The following is a 21454-nucleotide window of genomic DNA, read 5'->3' as shown; positions in this document are numbered from 1 at the left end:
ACTCGTCAGTCAGTTTTATTTAAATCCTATCGGATAACTTTCACATTGTCAAGCCGATTACTAGGTTTTAAATCGGAAATAAAAAAACGGCCCCGGCGTTAACCCTGACGCCGGGGCCGCTTGCTTGTTATGAATGTCGGCTTGCTTATGAACGATTGCCGCGTACCGACTTTCTTCTGAAGAACAGGATGGCTCCTAATGCGATAAGCGCAATGCCGAATAATTGCAGGCCCAAGTAGCTGGATTCGCCTGTTTTCGGAAGCTGATTCACATTTGGCGATCCGTTCAATCCGCCGAGCGGATTGACGACATCGATCTCGATCCAAATCTCTTCTTCGTTGCCATCTTCATCTGTAACAATGATGGAGAATCTATCTTTTCCTACAAATCCCTTTTCTGGAGTGTACACCCATTTACCGTCCAGACCAATTGTGACTTTGCCATGCTCAGGCGGAATACCTTGTGTAGGTACGCTTCCATCTGGAATTTCGATTTCGCCCTCAATTGGCGTATCCTTCGGTGTTGTTTCTCTCTCTGCCGGAGGCGTAGTCGATGGTCCATTGCTTGGCTTCGGTGTAGCACTTGGCTGTGTACCTGGCGTAGCGCTTGGCGCTGTACTTGGTGTCACGCCCGGTGTCGTGCTTGGACCCGGTGTTGCGCTAGGTGTTGCACTTGGCTCTACGCTTGGTGAAGGGCTAGGCGACACACTCGGGCTTGGACTTGGGCTCGGACTAGGATTAGGCGGAAGAATAATTCTGCTGTTCGTAACCGTAATTCCTGCTGAAGCATGTGAATTGATGGTCACGGTCTTGTTGTTCTCCGCTTCAATAATCCGATAGCCGGCCGGCGCTGTAACTTCTTTCAACGTATACGTGCCATAGAGCAGACCCGAGAAGGTTGCTTTACCGGATGCGTCGGTTGTCTGCTGCCCAACTTTTACATTGGAGCTGTTGTACAGCTCGAATACGGCGCCTTCCAGTTTTTTAGTGGAATCATTGACATCCACTTTCGTAATTTCCAGACTGCCTTTTGGCTTTGTATTCGTAATCGTGATGTCTTTAGCCGTTTTTGATTCTATCGTCACCGTGCTTGTTTGCTGCGAAGCAATAATCTCATACCCTGCTGGTGCCGAGACTTCTTTCAGCGTATACGTGCCGAACAACAAGCTGCTGAATACCGCTTTGCCCGTTGCATCTGTAGTCTGCTGATCGACCTTTACATTCGCGCTGTTGTACAGCTCGAATACGGCGCCGGCAAGCTTGACGCTATTATCGTCGACATCGACTTTTGTCACGACGAGACTGCCTCTAGACTTGCTATTTTTCACTGTTACCGTTTTGGCGGCAAGCGTGTTGATCGTAATGCTTTGGTTGTTTTCCGATGCGATGATATCATATCCGGCTGGCGCTGTCGTTTCTTTCAGCGTATAGGTGCCATATACGAGATCCGAGAACGTTGCTTTGCCGTTTGCATCGGTCGTCTGCTGATCAACTTTCACATTCGCGCTGTTGTACAGCTCGAATACAGCGCCCGCAAGCTTTGTATTGTTGTTGTCAGCGTCCACTTTCGTTATTTCCAGGCTGCCTTTAGACTTGCTGTTTGTGATGGTAACGTCTTTAGCAGCTGCTGCGTTAATCGTTACCGTGCTTGTTTGCTGCGAAGCATCGATTTCATACCCTGCAGGTGCAGAAGCTTCTTTCAGTGTATACGTACCGAACTCCAGACCTGTAAAGGTTGCTTTGCCTGTTCCGTTTGTCGTTTGCTGATCGACTTTCACGTTCGAACTGTTGTAGAGCTCGAATACAGCACCTTGAAGCTTAACATTGCTGTCATCAGCATCTACTTTGGTAACAACAAGACTGCCTTTTGTTTTGCTGTTTTTGACCGTTACCGCTTTGACTGTCAATGAATTAATCGTAATGCTCTTATTGTTCTCTGAAGCTACGATATCATAACCAGTTGGTGCAGTGACCTCTTTCAACGTATACGTACCGTAAGGAAGGTTAGTAAACACTGCTTTGCCCGATACCGTCGTTTGCGTATCTACAAGAGTGTTGGAGCTGTTATAAAGCTCAAACACAGCGCCGTCAAGCTTCACATTCGTATTGTCTGTATCGACTTTGGTAACTTCCAGACTGCTTTTCAGTTTGGTGTTCGTTACGATCAGTTCTTGCTCCGCAGCGGAGTTGATCGTTACAGCCTTGCTTGCCGTATCGATAGCATAACCGCTTGGCGCACCGGTTTCGTTTAATGTGTATTTGCCATAAAGCAAATTAGTGAACACATACTCGCCTGCTCCAGTTGTTTCGCCCGTTACTTTCTGGCCATTGGAGTTTCGGATGAGTTCAAATTTTGCACCATTCAATTTCGTTGCATTGTTCTCGCTATCCACTTTCACGATCTTAAGCGAGCCGCGATACGTATTGCCTGTACCTTCTCCTCCCGATAAGGAGACTGTTACTTCAGAAGGATTGCTGATTGATTTCTCGATACCGCCCGAACCGGTGAACTTAACGTTATTCGTCACCTTTTCACCGTTGGTGGCATCAATCATCGATTCATACTCCAGCCAGTACGGCTTAGTAATCTGGTGCTTAAAGCTAAGCTCAAATGTCTCATCGCTGTTGACGGAGCCATCCGTGATTGGTGTGAAGGTAAGTGTATATCCATGCTGCGGATCATCAGGGTCTGTAATTAAAGCCCCTCTGGATACATTACCTTGCGCATCAACAACCGTCTGATAGAGCTTGAACGACTCTTTAATCAGCGTTTGTTTTTTGCCAGGCACGTCAATGATTTTGGCATCGTCAACAGTCGATTGACCGCGGTTAATGTCAATTTTCCACTTGATCGTTGCGCCGCTTTGCTGCCCTGACTTCGCAACGTATTCACCAGCCTGCTTGATCGTTACAGTGCTGTTCAGTTCTTTATTCGCATAACCGTCGCCCTTCAGAATCGCCTTGTTCGGCACGTTCTGATCAATCAGCACGCCGCTCATGCTTGTATTGAACGTAATGTAATAAGGCCGATTAATCGGGTTATTGAATGTAACGGTTAGCTCTTGATTGCCGTTAGCTAAAGTTGCTACATTTGAAGTGTAGTCTGTAAACTCGGTGCTGCTTTTGGTTACGCTGCCGTTGGCATTAACGGTTAGCTCGAACACTTTCAAAGTATTCAAATCGATCGCTTGCTTATGCTGCAGTTCATCTACAACGCTGACATTCGACATCGCTTTACTGTTGTAGTTGACACCGATTCCCCAAGTCAACGTCTTGGAGACTGCATTATAAGTTCCTTCTTTATAACCGTTCCATTGCGTTTGATTATTAGGAGTGTAGGTTTCTGTTACCGACTGATTTTGCCCATTCGTTCCATTGCTGTTCTCGCTCCAATAGTAAGTACCTTTGTTGCCAAAGCTGAAATTGGAGTTGGAAAAATAGCTTGTATTGATAAAATCATACTGCGTCGTGTACGTAATCGTGTATGTGCTGTTGCCATTTGGAAGCTCGATCTCAAATCCTTTTTCCGTTGCATCGTTCAAAGCGTCCAGATAATTGATTGAGTAGACAGGGCTTGTAACGATAACACCGTTCTGCTTCACAGTCAGACTTCCTGGAACGAGCTTCAGTCCTGCAGGAAACTCATCTTTGAATGAAGCATCGTACAGATTGTACTTGTCCTTGTTCAAATTAATGGTCCAATCCACTGTACGAGCTGCATAATTGATATTTCCGTGCGTTTTGCTCAAGAAATGCTGTTTAATGTCAACACCAACGCTATTCGATTCTTTGCCGATTGAGTAAGCTTTATTGTTGATTGTGGCATTGTTGTAAATGTTGCCTGTCGGTTTCGTCTTATATTCAATAATATAAGCGGAACTTGTCGCAGCTTTAAATACAATATTAAAACCATTTTTATTGGCATTGTAACTCGGATGGCCGGATACATTGGTATCCACTGTGTAATCAGCAGGGTTGTTCAGTTCTGTCCCTTTCGTGCCTGCTACAGGGTTAGCCACTGGATAGACATGAATTGAAGTCAAGTCAATGGAATGCTTATTGTCGAACAAGTCAGTCAGTACTGTATTTGCAGCAAGCGGATCTTCGCCAAAATTGTATTTGACCGTCCAGTTGATCTCTTGTGTGCTTTCATTGTAGCTTCCGGACTTCTCCAAAAATTTGCCGCGCTGGTTTTGTACCGTAGCTGGAGCTTGAACGTTAAAAGTAGTTCCGCCAACGTTGCCGGTAAACTTGGCTGTGTTCGTAAAGTTGGCTTTCGTAATGTCCGTAATACTCGTCTCAAACACGAGGCGGTACGGACGGTTAATATCTCCCAGCTCGACTTTCAGCTCGGTAGAAGCTCCTGCCGGCTCTGTCACCGCATTAGGCGTAACCAAAGTCGGATTCGACAATGTGCCATTTGTATTAATGTCCATTTGATATACTTTAATGGAACTTGGCACGTAGGCAAGTCCCGCCGGTATGTTGTCGGTGACTACCCCGGATTTAATATTTTTCAGGTCTGTATTAATATCTACAGTCCATGTAATCTTGGTAGCATTGAACGGCTTATCCGCTTGTCCGTTCTTGTTGATAGGCGTTCCGTTGCTAGGTGCGATCGGAATTGTAATCTCATCGCCAATCGCAAACTTCACTTTCACTTCCGTCTTCTGCTGCACGCTCGTGCTTGTAAATTTACTCCAGAAGCTTAATGTACCGTTCGATGGCGTGCCTGCATTAATCTCATCGTTGAACGTCATCGTGACGGTTTTCGTATTTTTATCCATCTTGAATGTGCCTACCGATGGATCACCGGCCAGATTCGTTAAAGGAATGTCATTGTACATTTCCATCTCAGCTGGCAGCTGAAATACAAAGGTATCGCCGGCTGAGTATGTGTGATTTTCCGGCAGCGCCCAATCGTAGCTTAATTTAAGCTCTTTTTCAAGCTCTACCCGATACTCTGTATTTACGTAATTATCACCCTGATAGACAGATGCGATAACCGTCTGCGCCTGGTCTTTAGGCGTGAGCGTCATTTTCGTCAAGATCGAATCGGTAATCGTTCCCGCGGCTTCGGCCTTGTTGAAATAACCGGTGAAATTCATGTACTGAAAGATAAGCAGAAAAGCCAGTATCATTGCCACTGATTTTTTTCTCATTGCTTTGAACCTCCAACTTGATGAATTAAATAATGAAACAACAAATACTTCACATTCCCTCCTTTTCCGTTGATGACAATCGGCCTGCATTCAGTTATATTCATGCTATGTAGGTAAGGCGGCTTGTCGTTTTTTAGCAGAAAAATAGATATGCACTGTACATTATGTCTTATAGCACTATACATAATCTGAACAATGTCGAATGACCTAATGAACGCACAAACAAAGCCTGCTCAGGGGAGCAGGCTTTACTTTGAATAAAGTATTTGATTAGCTAGTTTACGCCATCCACACTTTAAAGATCATAATGTAATCTATGTACAGGAAAAGCGCTAACGAGACAGCTGTGAATCCGATTGCAAATACGTTTTTCTTCGGTTTCGTCAACACGAGTCGTACGAATCCGATCCCAATCAGAATGGTAAATGCAAGCATAAACCAGTCAAAATGGTTGATGTTGCTGGTTGCTTTTGCTGCTTCTTCTGCCAAAAACATCGGGTACCCTCCTTTTATTCACACGTAGCCTATATTAATTCTATGTTATCTTCTGATGCGCTCTGATGCAAGTCCGAACTTGGTTTCGTAACAACTTTGTCACCATTTTTTTTCATTTCCTTATTAATGAAGCTTTTTTATGCGGAGTTCTGTAAACTGCCGCAGGGAACCATTGCTCTAACAATAAAATGTCCATCTCTTCCATTGTTTATTACCTCCTGTTCCATAACGCCAACGCCTGAAGCAAAAAAACCGTTCGAATGAGCGTGCTCATTCGAACGGCCTCCAGTTCCGTCTATTATTCAACAGCGCCTGCTACAACACTTTCTGATTGGCGCAGCTTGTTCGCTGTACGTTCGCGGTCGCGCTCGAGAATCGGTTTTAAATATTTGCCGGTATAGGAGCCGGACACTTTAATTACCTCTTCTGGCGAGCCCGATGCGACGATCATACCGCCGCCATTGCCGCCTTCTGGACCCAGGTCGATCAAATAATCGGCTGTTTTGATCACATCAAGGTTATGCTCAATGACTAATACCGATTCTCCTGAATCAACGAGGCGATGCAGAACGTTCAACAGCCGATCGATATCATCGACATGCAGTCCCGTCGTTGGCTCATCCAGAATATACAGCGTTTTGCCTGTGCTTCGGCGATAAAGCTCAGAAGCCAGCTTCACCCGCTGCGCTTCGCCGCCTGACAATGTCGTTGCCGGCTGGCCAAGCTTCATATAACCCAAACCAACGTCGAGCAACGTTTGAAGCTTCCGGTGAATACGCGGAATGTTCTCAAAAAAGCTACAGCCGTCCTCGATAGTCATCTCCAGCACTTCGGCAATGTTTTTGCCTTTGTACTTAACCTCGAGTGTCTCCCGGTTATAGCGCTTGCCCTTGCAAATCTCGCATGGGACATAAATATCCGGCAGGAAATGCATCTCAATCTTAATAATTCCGTCGCCTCGGCATGCCTCACAGCGGCCGCCTTTCACGTTAAAGCTGAAACGGCCCTTCTTATAGCCGCGAACCTTCGCTTCGTTCGTTGTCGAATACAGGTCGCGAACATCATCGAATACACCGGTGTAGGTAGCAGGGTTAGAACGCGGTGTCCGTCCAATTGGCGATTGGTCGATATCGATTACCTTCTCCAAGTTCTCAAGACCGCGAAGCTCCTTGTATTGGCCGGGACGCGTCTTGGCTTTATTCAAATCGTGGGCCAGCGTCTTGTATAGAATCTCGTTAACGAGCGTAGATTTACCGGAACCAGAAACACCGGTTACCGCTGTGAAAATACCCAGAGGAATTTTCACATTCACACCGCGCAGATTGTTTTCCTTCGCACCGCGAATTTCGAGCCACTTCTCGCCCGTCGCTCTACGTTGCAGCGGTACTTCAATGAATTTTCTTCCGCTTAAATATTGGCCGGTTAACGAGTTCTCATCCGCCATCACTTCTTCCGGCGTTCCTTCAGCGATAATCTGCCCGCCGTGAATGCCGGCGCCAGGGCCGATATCGATAATATAATCGGCTGCAAGCATCGTGTCCTCATCATGCTCCACGACAATAAGCGTGTTGCCGAGATTGCGCATATGCTCCAGCGTCTCGATCAGCTTGTCATTATCCCGCTGATGCAGTCCGATGCTTGGCTCGTCCAAAATGTATAGAACGCCCATCAGACTGGAGCCGATCTGCGTAGCCAGACGAATACGCTGTGCTTCACCGCCAGATAACGTACCGGCAGCCCGGCTCATCGACAAGTATTCCAAGCCTACGTTTACCAGAAAGCCAAGCCGGCTGTTGATTTCTTTCAGAATCAAATGGGCAATCTGACGCTCTTTGTCGTTCAGGTTCAGCGTTGTGAAAAACCGCTGCGCTTCGCCAATTGATAACGATGTTACATAGGAAATACTTTGGGCCCCGATTGTGACCGCCAGACTTTCCTTCTTGAGCCGATGGCCTTTGCAGCTGCTGCAAGGCTTCGCACTCATATAAGCCTCAATATATTCGCGCATCATATCAGATGCGGTATCCCGATAACGACGCTCCAGGTTGTGAACGATTCCTTCAAATGGAACATACGCTTCTTTGCGGTGGCCGAAGTCATTCTCATAGACGAACTTGACCCGCTCTCCGCCTGTACCGTAGAGCAGCTTCTTCATCTGCTCGGCTGACAGCTCCGAAACCGGCACATCCTTAGGAATATCGTAGTGCTCGCACACTGCGCTTAAAAACTGCGGATAATAATTGGATGTACTGCCCGCCCATGCCTCGAATGCCGCTTCATTAATCGATTTGCTCATATCCGGCACAAGAAGATCCGGATCGACGATCATCTTCACGCCCAAGCCGTCACATTCCGGACATGCCCCATAAGGACTGTTGAACGAGAACATCCGCGGCGCCAGCTCTTCGATGCTGAATCCGCATTCCGGGCAAGCCAAGTTGGAGCTGAATAACAGCTCTTCCTGATCGATAATATCGACCAGAGCCCGTCCTTCAGATAGCTTCAAAGCCGTCTCCAAGGAGTCGGCCAATCGGCTGTGAATATCGGATTTCACAACGATCCGGTCAACAACAACCTCAATCGTATGCTTTTTATTTTTTTCCAGCTCGATTTTCTCGCTCAATTCGCGAAGCTCACCGTTCACACGCACACGCACATAACCTTGCTTCTGAATGTCTGCAAGCAGCTTCGTATGCTCGCCCTTGCGGCCGGAGATCAACGGGGCCAAAATTTGCAGCTTCGTTCTTTCCGGATATTCCATAATCCGGTCTACCATTTGCTCAACGGTTTGCGAAGTTATCTCAATACCGTGGTCCGGACAATGAGGCTTGCCGACACGGGCATACAGCAGCCGCAAGTAATCGTAGATTTCCGTAACGGTACCAACCGTCGAACGGGGATTGCGGCTTGTCGTTTTCTGATCGATCGAAATTGCCGGCGAGAGACCATCGATGGAATCGACATCCGGCTTCTCCATTTGACCAAGAAATTGCCGGGCGTAAGCCGACAAGGATTCTACATAACGACGCTGTCCCTCAGCGTATATTGTATCGAAGGCAAGCGAGGACTTGCCGGAGCCGCTAAGCCCCGTAAGCACAACAAATTTGTCGCGCGGAATCGTAACGTCAATATTTTTCAAATTGTGGGCGCGGGCGCCCTTAATGACGATTTTATCACTAGCCAATCGAAAGCCCTCCTATCCCATTCATCTCTCTAGCCCATTTCGGCACGAAGCTCAAGCAGCGCATCGCGAAGCTCGGCTGCTTTTTCGAATTGCAGGCTCTTCGCCGCTTCCTTCATCTCGGCTTCCAGCCTTTGAATCAGCGACTGGCGGTCTTTCTTCGACATATTGCCTTTCCCCACGCCGGTCAAATAATCTGCTTTCTCTTCTGCGACCTTTGTCGCTTCAATAACGTCATGCACTTTTTTGCGGATCGTCTGCGGTGTAATGCCATGCTTCTCGTTATGTGCAATCTGAATTCCGCGGCGGCGCTCTGTCTCCTTGATCGCTTTGTCCATGGAGTCGGTAATTTTATCACCGTACATAATGACACGTCCGTCGCTGTTCCGTGCTGCACGTCCGATCGTCTGAATAAGCGAGCGTTCCGAGCGCAGGAAGCCTTCCTTATCAGCGTCTAGAATCGAGACGAGCGACACTTCCGGCAAGTCCAAGCCTTCCCGCAGCAAGTTGATGCCTACGAGCACATGGAATGTGCCAAGCCGCAAATCACGCAGAATTGCAATCCGCTCCAGCGTCTTGATGTCGGAGTGCAAGTAACGGACCTTAATGCCGATTTCCTTCAGGTAGTCGGTTAAATCCTCCGCCATCTTCTTCGTCAGTGTCGTGACCAGAACACGCTCATCCTTAGCAATCCGGTCGCGGATCTCCACGAGCAAATCATCGATTTGCCCTTTCGTCGGACGCACCTCGATAATTGGGTCCAGCAAGCCGGTTGGCCGGATAATCTGCTCGACCATCGTCGGGCAATATTCCAATTCATACGGACCAGGCGTAGCCGACACGTAGATCGCCTGCGTCACCTTGCCTTCAAACTCCTCGAACTTAAGCGGCCGGTTGTCCATAGCGGACGGCAGACGGAAGCCGTGATTGACGAGCATTTCCTTCCTCGCCCGGTCACCGTTGTACATCGCCCGGATTTGCGGCAGCGAGACATGCGATTCGTCGATCACGATCAGCATATCCTCCGGAAAATAGTCCATCAGCGTATAAGGCGTTGCGCCGCGCTCCCGGAACGTCAGCGGACCCGAATAGTTCTCGATGCCTGAGCAGAAGCCCATCTCCGCCATCATCTCCAGATCATAGCGGGTACGCTGCTCCAGCCGCTGCGCTTCCAGCAGCTTGCCCTCTTCCCGCAATACCGCAAGCCGCTCCTCCAGCTCACGCTCGATATTGACGAGCGCAATCTTCATCGTCTCTTCCTTTGTAACGAAGTGAGACGCCGGGAAAATAGCGACATGCTCGCGTTCCCCGGCAATTTCTCCGGTGAGCACATCAATTTCAGTAATGCGCTCGATCTCGTCGCCAAACAGCTCAACCCGAATTGCACGCTCATTGTTCGCTATCGGGAAAATCTCAATAATATCGCCGCGCACTCGGAATGTTCCGCGGGTAAAGCTGATATCGTTGCGCGCGTATTGAATATCAACCAGCTTATGCAAAATCGCATCGCGTGATTTCTCCATGCCTACGCGGAGTGACAACACGAGGCTTCCATATTCATTAGGGGAACCGAGACCGTAAATACAGGAAACGCTGGCAACGATAATGACATCGCGCCGGTCAAACAAGGAGCTGGTCGAAGCATGCCGCAGCTTGTCGATTTCATCATTAATGCTGGAATCCTTCTCGATATACGTATCCGTAGAAGGAATGTAAGCTTCCGGCTGATAATAGTCATAGTAACTGACGAAATATTCAACGGCATTGTCCGGGAAAAACTCCTTGAATTCGCTGCAAAGCTGCGCCGCCAACGTCTTGTTGTGCGCGATAACGAGCGTCGGCCGATTCAGCTGCTCAATGGCATTGGCAATCGTATACGTCTTCCCCGTTCCGGTCGCTCCGAGCAGCGTCTGATGCTTGACGCCTGCGTTCACGCCCTCCACAAGATCGCGGATTGCCCGAGGCTGATCGCCCTGCGGCTTATATTCCGACTTCAACACAAACTTGTCTTTCACTTGCTTCCTCCACCCCGTTCCCGGCTCATTGAAAAACCATTTCTTGCATATATGCTTATAACCGCTATAAATATCCGGATAAACACAGATGGCTCCACTGCTAGGCGGAAGCGCTCCGCGCCTATCTATCATTATAGTCAAATTTTCTCAAAACAAGCAGAAAAGAATCGCCATGCACGTCCCGATTCCAATGCTCATGCTCACTCGTCGCTTCTATTGCTGCGCACGTCGAGAATCAATATAAGAATGTATGTTCTCCTCACTATTATAGCCTCATTGCTGGCGTGTTGCAATGGGAAAACAAGAGAAGACTCCTCCTAAACTTTGCAGTTTAGGAAGGAGCCTTCCAGTTGCGCCATTAGCGGCTGTTTATTGCGATTGCACCGATGTTTCCTCGCTAGAAGCCTTCTCCCGCGATGCACGGCGATTGGATGTTCGCGAGCTGCGAAGCAGCTCCAGCAAGGAGCTTGGACCTGCGGCGGCATAGTAATTCGCATGTTCATCGGGCGCCAGTATAACGCCAAGCTGATGATGGTCTCCTGCATAGCGCGCCCGCTGCACGAATTTCACTTCGCCTGCAAGATTCAGAACCTCCAGCTTGCTAAGCGCTGAATTGCTTTGCAGCGCCGCATGCAAATCTTCTTTATTATAGACGCGAACGCCATTTACCTTCGCTAAGATCTCGCCCGGCAGAAGCCCCATTGCCTCAGCCGGCGTCTCCGGCACAATACCCAGAATACGCAGGCCGCGCCGGTCATTCACGAACAGGGGACTTCTAGCTGCTTCAACCGACCGGCTGCGCCATATGATCGCCTCATGCAGCAGCAGGGAGACGAGTGCGGCAAGCGGCAGCAGCACCGGCTGCCACCAAGCGAGCAAAGCGGCTCCGATTAAGCCGGCGCTGAACACCGTCAAGCCTTTGGCCGCATGCTTTGCCTTCTCCTTAGGGAGCATGGAACGGGTCAGTTCGCTGAAGCCGATGACCATCGGCAGCGCGATGACCGTCCAGCCCTGCGACCAATCAGCGCCGAGCAGCGGTGTCCAAGGCAGGGCGGTCTGCTCGTCTCCTGCTGCCGGAACGAGCAGCAGCAGCGGCACCGGCCAGAAGCCTTGCAGCATATAGCCTCCGACCAGCTTGCCGCGCTTGCCCTCCAGGAACAGCGGTGTCGCGAGCTTGTCCCCTTGCCGGGCTACAAGCAGCGCCTCCGCCAAATGCAGAAGAGCAACGAGCATAAGCAGACCAGGCATATCGATCTGCTCCAGCGATGCCGCCATGCGGGCAATCGTACCGCCTTGATCAGCCAGCGGAATAAACCCGATAATCCATTGCAGCAAAGCCAGGATTCCCGCCCCATAAGCAAAACATAAATAACGAATGCGGAACAGCATAAGCACGGCTGCTGCGCCCCATAGCCACAACACAGCCTCTTGAGTTATAGCCGCTCCGATAAACGCTCCAATAACGGAGAAGCATAAACCGGCCAGCAGACCGGCCAGCATGGCTCGTCCGAGCAGCCTTGGCCAATAATGAAGACGTACGGCAAACATTTGCCGCTCCAATCGGATTTGCCTCGTATACTGCAGGGCAATAAATAAAACCGCTATATAATAAAAAGGCTGTGCAAGCAAATGCACCGCTGCCGATTCCAGTTGCTTTAATAAGGTTAAAGCTGTATCCACCGTTGCGACCGTCTCCTCTCCTGTAACCTGTGAATGTACCCTGATAATCTTTTGCGCCAAAAATAAAAGGCTGACTCCGACTAACCAGAGCCAACCTATTATTCATTCGACGCGGGCCGGTTATTTCCTGCCGGCCGCCTGGATTGCTTCTTTCATTTGGAGATCATGCCCTTCGTCCTGCAGCCACTTGATAACTGCCCGCTCCAATGCTTCAGCTGTTTTCGCATCCACCTCGCCGGTCGAGGAAAGACCGGCGTCGCTTTGGAAGCTTTTCACCGCTTGAACCGTTTCATCGCTAAAGTAACCATCCTTGCGAGCCGGATCATATCCCAGGCCGCTCAGCATAACCTGTACACTGCGGACCTGCTCCCCAAGCGTATCTTTGCGCAGCGGTTCGGCCAATGTCAGTCTAGCCGCATTGTATAATGCCGGAGGCTGCACTTCGATGTCCGGCTTGATTCCCTTTTCGTGAATCCAGTTGCCGTCCGGCGTCAGCCACTTTGCAATCGTCATCTTCACCAGACTGCCGTCGCCAAGCGACTTATTGTAGCTCACTTGAACGGTCCCTTTGCCGAACGTCGTCTCTCCAACGAGCACAGCGTTTGCGCGTTCTTTCAGCGCGCCAGCCAAAATCTCGGATGCACTTGCGCTCCCTTTGTTCATCAGAACGACGAGCGGATAGTTTTTCGCTATGCCATCCTTAGATTTGGACGCATCCCGCTTCCCATCGCGATCCTCAACCTGAACGATCGTCTCGCCTTTCGGCACAAAAGATTGCGCAATGTCCACAACGACAGGCAAAACGCCGCCCGGGTCGTTGCGCACATCAATAACGAGGCCCTTCAGCCCGTTATTTTCTTCGAGACGGGCAAGCTCCTCCTTGAAGCGTTCCGCCGTATTCCATGAGAACTGGCGAATCTCAATAATGCCGATTCCATCGTCACGCTTCTTGGCGTATACCGTCTCGACGTCAATATCGTCGCGAACCAGAATAAGCTCGATCGGCTCGGAAAATCCGCTTCTTATAATATTCAGCTTCGCTTTCGATCCCTTTGGCCCGCGAATTTTCCCTACAGCCTCATTCAGGCTTAAGCCGTCAAGCTTTTCCCCGTTAACTGACACCACAACATCTTTAGCCATCAGACCGGCGCGCTCTGCAGGGGAGCCTTTGATCGGGGATACGATCATAATCCGCCCCTTGTCCATCGTCACTTCCGCACCGATGCCGGTGAACGAGCCTTCAATCGTTTCCGAAAAATGCTGCGCAACATCCTTTTCCATATAGACGGAATAAGGATCGTTCAATGCGGTCATCATGCCCCTTACCGCGCCGTCCACAAGTTTATTGCGATCCGTTTCGTGAACATATTTCGTCTCGATCAGATCGAGAACCGTATTCATTTTGGACAATTCCTCTTTGGAGAAGCCCTTTCCTTCAGCCGCGGCTGCAGAAACAGCGGGCCGTTTCCCCGTATCCCGCAGCATTCGCTGGTCCGCCCAGGTCAATGTAATTGCCATTGTGGCAATCATCGTCAACAGGACGAATGCAACTACGGTACGTCCTCTAAATTGCACCTCGACACCACCTTTGCCATGATGGCTGCAGTACGCACAATCGCGCATGCAGGCCATGCGTCAAATTTCGCTAACCACACTAGTATATGACAAGCCGTCCATCTTTATTGATAAAATCAGCTTTTCACTTTTCAACAGCTGAAAAATAAGGCAGCCGTTAGGCTGCCTCTGCTTCATTACTGCTCCGATTATTTCAAATATCCGCTCGGATTAACCGGATTCTGATCCTTGCGCACCTCAAAGTGAAGATGCGGCCCAGTCGAGATGCCGGTATTGCCGCTTTCCGCAATTTTTTGGCCGCGTTTGACCGTATCGCCCTTGCTTACCAGCAAGCCGTTGTTCTTAATATGGCCGTAAAGCGTCCACAGACCGTTGCCATGATCGATAATGATGCAGTTGCCATAGCCGCTCCACACTTGCGAGACGATAACAACGCCGCCCTCAGCCGCATAGATCGGAGTCCCTTGCGGTACGGCAAAATCCATTCCGGCATGCAGCTTTTTCTTGCCCGTTACCGGATGAATCCGATAGCCGAAGTTGGAGCTTACCCGGTAGTTATCGCGAATCGGCATCGCCAGCTTGCCGCCGCTGTAAGGCGTTTTAATCTTTTTCTTTTCTTTCTCCAAATCGGAAACCTTCTTCGCCAGCGCAATCAGCAGCGCTTCCTGTTCTTCGCTGATTTCATCCAGTTCCTCGATTTTTTTATTATAGTTGGCGATCAAAACTTCCTTCTGCTCTTCCTTCTTCTTCAGCTCCGACTTATACGTCTGAAGCTTGGCATAGGATACTTTAACTTCATCCAATGCCTTCGCAACTTTATCTTGCTTTTCAATAACGAGAGCCTTGTCTTTTTTGTGCTGCTCCAGAATGTTGCGGTCCTGACTCAAAATCGATTGAAGCGAATCGAAACGATCGAGGAAATCCATAAAGCTCGTGGAGCTCAGCAATACATCCAGGTACGAGACGAACCCATTCTCATACATCAAACGCAGACGCTGCTGCAGCAGCTGATCACGGGATTCGACACGCTGCTCCGCTTCCACCAAATCCTCGCCGGCTTGCTGAAGCTCCGCTTCCTTATCCTCCACCTGCGTCTGTACACGTACCAGATTGACTGTCACCGTGTCGAGCTCTTTCATAATGGTCTCGATCGATTTCTCAGCGTCCGCTTTCTGCCCGTTAATCGTCGCCTTTTGCTGCTCCGCTGCAGCTGCGCTTTTCTCTGCTTGATCGATCTGTTTTTTCGCGGCAGCGAGATCTTTATTGATTTTATCGATAGAAGAAGCGGCGTAACCGCCCACAGGCTGCAACATAAAAACCGTCAGCATCGTTATGACAATAAGCAGTTTTTTTCCTTTCACCCGAGCGGTCACCTACACTTTCAAATATTTTCGAACCGAAATTGTACTTCCCCAAACGCCAAGCAGCGTACCCAGACCGATTAGCAGCACACCCACCTGCAAACCGCATTCCTCAACCGGCACCAGCTTCAGCAGCATCAGTCCCATATCTACTTTTGTCAGCCGCACCAGCTCCGAATAGGAGAACAGTACAGCCGCAGTCGTTATGACCGACGAGACAACGCCGATAATTGCGCCTTCAATGAAGAACGGCCAGCGGATAAAAGCATTGGTTGCGCCTACCAGCTTCATAATCCCGATTTCACGCCTGCGGGCGATAATCGTCATTTTGATCATATTGGAGATCAGGAACATCGCCGTGACGCCGAGTCCGATTACGATTACGAGACCGATATTGCGGACTGCATTCGTTACTTTGAACAGCGTCTCAATGGTGCCTTGTCCATATTTCACTTTCGTAATCGGCTTCATGTCATCCGACTTGTTGATTTCATTAATTTGCGCGGCAGCCGCTTCGATGGTTTGCGGATCGAACACTTCTACCGTAAAGGAATCGGGCAGCGGATTGCTCTCCTTGTCGTAACCGTCTAGCAGATCGTCGCCGTCCTGGCCCAAGTTTTCACGAAGCAGCTCCAGCCCTTCTTCCTTGGAGACGAAGGTTACCTTGCTGACCTCTGTCATACGGCCGATTTTGTTCTGCAGCTCGTTCTTCTTCTCTTGATCGATATCTGTCTGCAAATAAACGCGGATCTGAACCTGGCTCTCGAAGTCCGCCGCCAAGCTGTTGATGTTGAGCGCAACGATAAGAAATACGCCAAGCAGGAACAAGGAGATAAACATGGAGCTCATCGAGGCAAAGGACATCCATCCATTGCGGAGTATGCTTTTTAAACCTTCGCGAATATGGCGGATCAGGGTACTAAATCTCATAGCCGTACTCCCCTCTTGCCTCATCACGAGCGATGTTGCCGTCCTCGATAGCGATTACGCGTTTACGCATCGTATTGACGATTTCTTTGTTGTGCGTAGCCATAAGGATCGTTGCACCGCGGAAATTGATCTCTTCCAGCAGGTTCATAATACCCCAGGATGTCTCGGGATCGAGGTTGCCCGTAGGCTCGTCCGCTACGATAACGGAAGGATTGTTCACAATCGCACGGGCGATGGCCACCCGCTGCTGCTCGCCGCCGGACAGCTGGGCCGGGAGACTGGCGTGCTTATGCTTCAAGCCGACCAGATCCAGCACCTCCATCGTCCGCTTCTTAATGATGCGGCGCGGCGCTTCAATTACTTCCATCGCAAAGGCGACGTTTTCATAAACCGTTAGCTTGGGGAGCAGTCTGAAATCCTGGAAAATGACGCCGATATTGCGGCGGACGTAGGGAATTTTACGAGGCTTCAGCTTTCCAATATTAAATCCGTTGACGGAAATTTGCCCTTTGGTCGGCACTTCCTCCCGGTAAATAAGCTTCATAAAGGTTGATTTGCCGGCGCCTGACGGTCCGACCAGGTATACGAACTCATTACGATCTATGCGTACGGACACACCTTTGAGAGCATGTGTGCCGTCTTTGTAGGTCTTCCATATGTCTTGCATCTCTATCACAAAAGTCACATCCTGTTTTTTATATAAAGGAACGGCCGATTACGGAATAAGGGACGAGGTTGTGCGACACAACTCTCAACTTGCCAGCGTAACTAATTCGACAGGGATAGTCTAATTCCTCCACAATGGGGATTTTTCCCTCATATTTTCACAATTCTCATAAAAAAATTTGGGCTTTGGGCAAGGGGAAAAGGAGCTATTTTCGACAAGGTATTCTGCGGTTTGCCCGCTGCAGCAATGACAAGATTGGGCGTGCCGCTGCATATACATGAAATATTGTCATTTTGGGACAGGAAGAAGGGTAGGTGGTCAAGGGATGAAGAAAATGCATGTTGGTCTGATTATTATTTTTTCGCTGCTGCTCATCGCCTCGGTTGCTTGGGGAGGAATCTGGTACTATGCCCAGCAGGACACTGTACCGGATCAGGTCACGGCGGGCGGCATCTCCATAGGCGGCTTGGGTATTAACGAAGCATTGGAGCTGCTGGATCAATACGAGAAAACGCTGGAGCAGCGGACGGTGAAGGTAGAGGCCAACGGGGAGACTGCGGACAGCAAGCAGTGGACGGTGACGCAGATCGGCTATAATGCCGAATGGGTTAGCGTACGGAATGATTTGGAGCAGCTGCGGAGGGGCAGCGTCTGGGAACGCGCCAAGTACCGCTACCATTTTCCAAAGCACTATGAGCTTGCGCAAACGTTTGACCGGGCGGTCTTCGAGGATCTGGTCAACAAGCAGTGGGGCTGGATCGATAAGAGCGAGCCTAAGGATGCGACCCGGACAATTACCGACAAGGATGAGGTCACTTATAAACCGCATGTCGATGCGTTTCGGATCGACGTCGCCTCACTGGTCGACGAGGTGAGCCCATGGATTATCGTGCCTGTGGAGGAGCTCGGCAAGAAACCGGAGTCTTCGCTTCAGGCAAAGCTGCCAGTTGGAGTGCTGCATCCAAAAGTGACATTGGAGCAATTGAAGGACGAGGGCATCGAGCGGAAAATTTTCGAATACACGACCGATTTCCGCTCGAGTGCTGCAGGACGCGCCTACAACGTAACAGCGGCGGCTAACGCTTTGAACGATTGGCATCTGGCGCCGGGGGAGATTTTCTCTTACGGCAAAGTCATTAAGCTGGCGGAGGAAAAATACGGTTTCAAGGAAGCGCCCGTCATTCAGAACGGCAAGCTTGTTCCCGGTGTTGGCGGGGGCATATGCCAAGTGTCCAGCACGCTGTACAATACGATCATCCGCACGGGCATCGAAATTGTCGAGCGCCGCAACCATTCGCTCCCGGTTGCTTATTTGCCTAAGGGTCAAGATGCGACCTTCGCCACCGGCGCTATCGATTTCCGCTTCAAAAATTCAACAGGCAAGCATCTCATTATCCGCACCAGCGTTGAAGGCCAGAAGCTGACGGTGAAGCTGTTCGGCACGTTGCCGGAGGATATCCATTACGATATCGAATCCGTTACCGTGAAGGAGCTGCCTGCCACCGTGCAGCAGGTAACGGATAAATCACTGAAGCCGGGCCAACGGGTCGTCGTGCAGCAAGGACGCAGCGGCACTGTCGTGGAAACGTACCGCAGCCTCATTCAAGACGGCAAAACGGTATCGCGCGAGCGTATCACTCGCGACACGTACCGCGCCCAGCCGACGATCGTGCACGTCGGCCCCGGCAGCAACGCGCCATCCGCGACGCCAACGCCAAAGCCATCCGACCGAATCGTTGAGGATGGGATTTGAGTGGCTGGGGCGCTGTAACTTAAGGAATGTTCGCCTAGAGTGGCTGAGGTAACGTTACTTGGTAACCTCCATTTAACGTAGCTAGGACACTGGTTCCTGAGCGAACCTCCATCTAACGTAGCTGGGGCGCTGTCTTCTAAGTAACCTCCAATTAGCGAAGCAGGTTCGCTATCTAACGAACCTGTTTTCGCTATTCTGCCTCATATCCGCCTTTGTGCAGCCTACAACGAACCAAATTTCGCTATCCGCGAAGTTAGGTTCTCCAACTGCGAAGATTGGTTCGCTATTCTGAACAGCGACCTCAACTAACCACCCTGGAGCGAACTTCCCTTCTCTAATTAGCGAAGGCGGTTCGCTCTAGCTCTAGCTACTCTTGGTTAACGAAGCAGGTTCGCTATCTAACGAACCTGTCTTCGCTATTCCGCCTCATTCCCGCCTTTGTGCGGCCTACAGCGAACCAAATTTCGTTATTCGCGAAGCTAGGTTCACCAACTGCGAAAATTAATTCGCTGTTCGGTTCAGCGAGCTCAACTAGCCATCTCGAGCGAACTTATCCTCGCTAATCAGCGAAGGCGGTTCGCTGTAGACTTAGTTACTCTTGGTTAACGAAGCAGATTCGCTTTCTAACGAACTTACTTTCGCTATTGCGTCACATTCCAGCCTTTGTACGACCTACAACTAACTAATTTTCGTTCTTCTGTCCAGCGCCCCCAAACAGCTAAGCTATTGCGAACTTACCTTCGCTAATTAGCGAAGGTGGTTCGCTGGAGCTCTAGTTACTCGGTTAACGAAGCAGCTTCGCTATCTAACGAACCTGTTTTCGCTATTCTTCCTCATTCCCGCCTTTGTGCAACCTACAACGAACCAAATTTCGCTATCCGCGAAGTTTGGTTCACCAACTGCGAAGATTGGTTCGCTATTCTGAACAGCGACCTCAACTAGCCATCCTCGAGCGAACTTGCCTTCGCTAATTAGCGAAGATGGTTCGCTCTAGCTCTAGTTACTCTCGGTTAACGAAGCAGATTCGCTAATTACGAATCTGCTTCGACACACACGGTTGGACCGCCGACGTGTGGCCGAGCACCGCATGCCCCGATGCCGACGCGCGGTAGGTAAAACAAACAAAAACAGCCCCTTTCGCAAACGAAAGGGGCTGTTCTGTCCTGCCATAAAACCAGCTTAAGCGATAGTGTGGGTTTTGGCCCGTTTGAAAAAGGATAAGCACGCAGCGGATGCATGGCGTCTCAAGAGCTTCGTCTGATCGGCCTCGCCTTCGAAAAACTGATCGTCGCGCCAAATCCGGAATAACGCCTCCTTAGCCGCACCATGAGCCAATACTTCGCTGTCGAGCAATGCATAGCATAACCTGTAGCAGATTTCTTCCAGTTCCCTCAGACGCTTGATTCGCTGCGTTTTATCCATTTCCTTCACCCCGCCTCTCTACAAATGTTTGATCAGCATTAGCTCCCTTTATTAGACAACTCATGCATGGAATTAGTTCATTATTTCATAAAATTAGTTCAAAGAAATGATCGATGTCCGGAATTGGTCTTCTTTAAATGTCGAAGTGACCAGCTTCGTGCCCGTTGCGTCCCAGTTCAGCGTGTCTGCCGCTTGCTCGACAAGCACCGATGTCGTCTCCCCCGTCAACGCATCGGCAACGAAAATACCGTTGTCTCCGCCGTTTTCCGAGGTCAAGCTATAAGCCAGCTTCGTTCCGTCCGGCGACCAGCGCGTTCCGAAAATTTGCGTAGCCTTCGTAATTTTGAGCAGCGTTTTGCCCTTCCCATCCACGACCGACAGCTCCCGCATCGTCTCTGACGTCTTTTTCACCATCGCCAGCTGCTTCATATCCGGGGATGGAATGATCCATTCCACGCCCTCCGCAATCTTCTCCGGTTTCGCGCCTTCCTCAAGAGACTGGAAGTAAAGCTCCATCTGATCGCCGCCCGCTACATAATAAATACCGCCATTCCCCATCGCCGCGGTAAGAATGTATCCATTAGCCTGCGCGATTGTCTTCAGATTGCCCTCCGTGTCGGCCAAGAGCATTTTGCCTGACAGTGTGGTGAAGAACACATGGCTGTTGTCAATCCATTGTCCGGAGCTCAGGTCAATTGGCTCTTTGCCGAGCATGACAGACTGCTTCGTCTCCAGGTTCAAAATGCGGCCAAACGCAGTAGCTTCCTCCGTCATTTTGTAAAACAAGTATTTGCCGTCCGGCGACACTTCGGAGAACCCTTGATTTTCCGAAGCTGGAGCCAGCGCTTCCGCTGTCTTCGTCTGCAAGTCGTACAAGTAAATGTTGTTTGGCTGAACCTTTTCCCCTTCCCCCTGAATTGGCTCTACATCCTTATTCGGACGGCTGATGATCAGCTTGCCGCTGCCAGCAAAATTCATGCCCCGCGCATTATCGATCGTTGCGATGCCGCTAACCGTCAGCTTTGTATTTTTCTGCACCGGCTCATTAATAACGGTAATCGTCTTATCCGGCTTATTGACGGTCTCGCGTCCCGCGGGTCCTCCAAGCTCTTTGCCCGTTCCGCTGGAGCATGCGGTCGCCAGCATGACAAAGCAGCTAAGCGCCACAGTCCCCGCTATCCATTTGCTGTTTCTTTTCTTGTTCTCTTTCATTA

12 protein-coding genes are annotated in these 21454 nt (G+C 50.0%); 1 reads left to right on the top strand and 11 read right to left on the bottom strand.

What is annotated here, in order from left to right; genetic code table 11:
• Positions 1–145: 145 nt before the first annotated feature.
• From ACFVVF_RS19170 to ftsE, 9 genes are all read right to left on the bottom strand, one after another.
• Positions 146–5161, bottom strand: a complete 5016-nt coding sequence (locus ACFVVF_RS19170) for a SpaA isopeptide-forming pilin-related protein (protein ID WP_387813061.1) — start codon at positions 5159–5161, stop codon at positions 146–148.
• 279 nt (positions 5162–5440) lie between these two features.
• Complete coding sequence (locus ACFVVF_RS19165) at positions 5441–5656, bottom strand: hypothetical protein (RefSeq protein ID WP_387813058.1); 216 nt, start codon at positions 5654–5656, stop codon at positions 5441–5443.
• A gap of 298 nt (positions 5657–5954) precedes the next feature.
• Positions 5955–8840 carry an excinuclease ABC subunit UvrA gene (uvrA, locus tag ACFVVF_RS19160; RefSeq protein WP_387813055.1) on the bottom strand — a complete coding sequence of 962 codons (2886 nt, stop codon included), beginning with the start codon at positions 8838–8840 and terminating at the stop codon, positions 5955–5957.
• Positions 8841–8869: 29 nt separating this feature from the next.
• Positions 8870–10852 carry an excinuclease ABC subunit UvrB gene (gene uvrB / locus ACFVVF_RS19155; protein ID WP_387813052.1) on the bottom strand — a complete coding sequence of 661 codons (1983 nt, stop codon included), beginning with the start codon at positions 10850–10852 and terminating at the stop codon, positions 8870–8872.
• A gap of 369 nt (positions 10853–11221) precedes the next feature.
• Entirely contained in the window at positions 11222–12532 is a 1311-nt protein-coding gene (locus tag ACFVVF_RS19150) for a PDZ domain-containing protein (RefSeq protein WP_387813049.1), read from the bottom strand.
• A gap of 120 nt (positions 12533–12652) precedes the next feature.
• Positions 12653–14107 carry a S41 family peptidase gene (locus ACFVVF_RS19145; protein ID WP_387813047.1) on the bottom strand — a complete coding sequence of 485 codons (1455 nt, stop codon included), beginning with the start codon at positions 14105–14107 and terminating at the stop codon, positions 12653–12655.
• A 188-nt stretch (positions 14108–14295) separates the two neighbouring features.
• A complete protein-coding gene (locus ACFVVF_RS19140) occupies positions 14296–15468 on the bottom strand; it encodes a murein hydrolase activator EnvC family protein (protein ID WP_387813044.1) in 1173 nt (390 codons plus the stop codon).
• Positions 15469–15480: 12 nt separating this feature from the next.
• The gene (ftsX, locus tag ACFVVF_RS19135; RefSeq protein WP_387813041.1) at positions 15481–16398 is read right to left on the bottom strand and encodes a permease-like cell division protein FtsX; all 918 of its coding nucleotides are present in this window, start codon (positions 16396–16398) and stop codon (positions 15481–15483) included.
• Complete coding sequence (gene ftsE, locus ACFVVF_RS19130) at positions 16388–17074, bottom strand: cell division ATP-binding protein FtsE (RefSeq protein WP_387813039.1); 687 nt, start codon at positions 17072–17074, stop codon at positions 16388–16390. Before ftsE ends, ftsX begins: the two co-directional genes overlap by 11 nt.
• Before the next feature lie 316 nt (positions 17075–17390).
• Between ftsE and ACFVVF_RS19125 the strand changes: the two genes are divergently transcribed.
• Positions 17391–18818, top strand: a complete 1428-nt coding sequence (locus ACFVVF_RS19125) for a VanW family protein (protein WP_387813036.1) — start codon at positions 17391–17393, stop codon at positions 18816–18818.
• 1179 nt (positions 18819–19997) lie between these two features.
• Here the strand turns inward: ACFVVF_RS19125 and ACFVVF_RS19120 are convergent.
• Complete coding sequence (locus ACFVVF_RS19120; protein WP_387813033.1) at positions 19998–20240, bottom strand: hypothetical protein; 243 nt, start codon at positions 20238–20240, stop codon at positions 19998–20000.
• 93 nt (positions 20241–20333) lie between these two features.
• Positions 20334–21452, bottom strand: coding sequence for a TolB-like translocation protein (locus ACFVVF_RS19115; RefSeq protein WP_387813030.1), 1119 nt, complete (start codon positions 21450–21452; stop codon positions 20334–20336).
• Positions 21453–21454 lie beyond the last annotated feature (2 nt).

This window comes from Paenibacillus sp. NPDC058174 (assembly GCF_042883865.1).
GTDB lineage: Bacteria > Bacillota > Bacilli > Paenibacillales > Paenibacillaceae > Pristimantibacillus.
This window is presented reverse-complemented; position numbering and strand designations above follow the sequence as displayed.

Excerpts from the sequence above, each read along its gene's own strand:
- ACFVVF_RS19170 (WP_387813061.1), bottom strand. The coding sequence starts at position 5,161 with ATGAGAAAAAAATCAGTGGCAATGATACTGGCTTTTCTGCTTATCTTT.
- ACFVVF_RS19165 (WP_387813058.1), bottom strand. The coding sequence starts at position 5,656 with ATGTTTTTGGCAGAAGAAGCAGCAAAAGCAACCAGCAACATCAACCAT.
- ftsX (WP_387813041.1), bottom strand. The coding sequence starts at position 16,398 with ATGAGATTTAGTACCCTGATCCGCCATATTCGCGAAGGTTTAAAAAGC.
- ACFVVF_RS19125 (WP_387813036.1), top strand. The coding sequence starts at position 17,391 with ATGAAGAAAATGCATGTTGGTCTGATTATTATTTTTTCGCTGCTGCTC.
- ACFVVF_RS19120 (WP_387813033.1), bottom strand. The coding sequence starts at position 20,240 with ATGGATAAAACGCAGCGAATCAAGCGTCTGAGGGAACTGGAAGAAATC.
- ACFVVF_RS19115 (WP_387813030.1), bottom strand. The coding sequence starts at position 21,452 with ATGAAAGAGAACAAGAAAAGAAACAGCAAATGGATAGCGGGGACTGTG.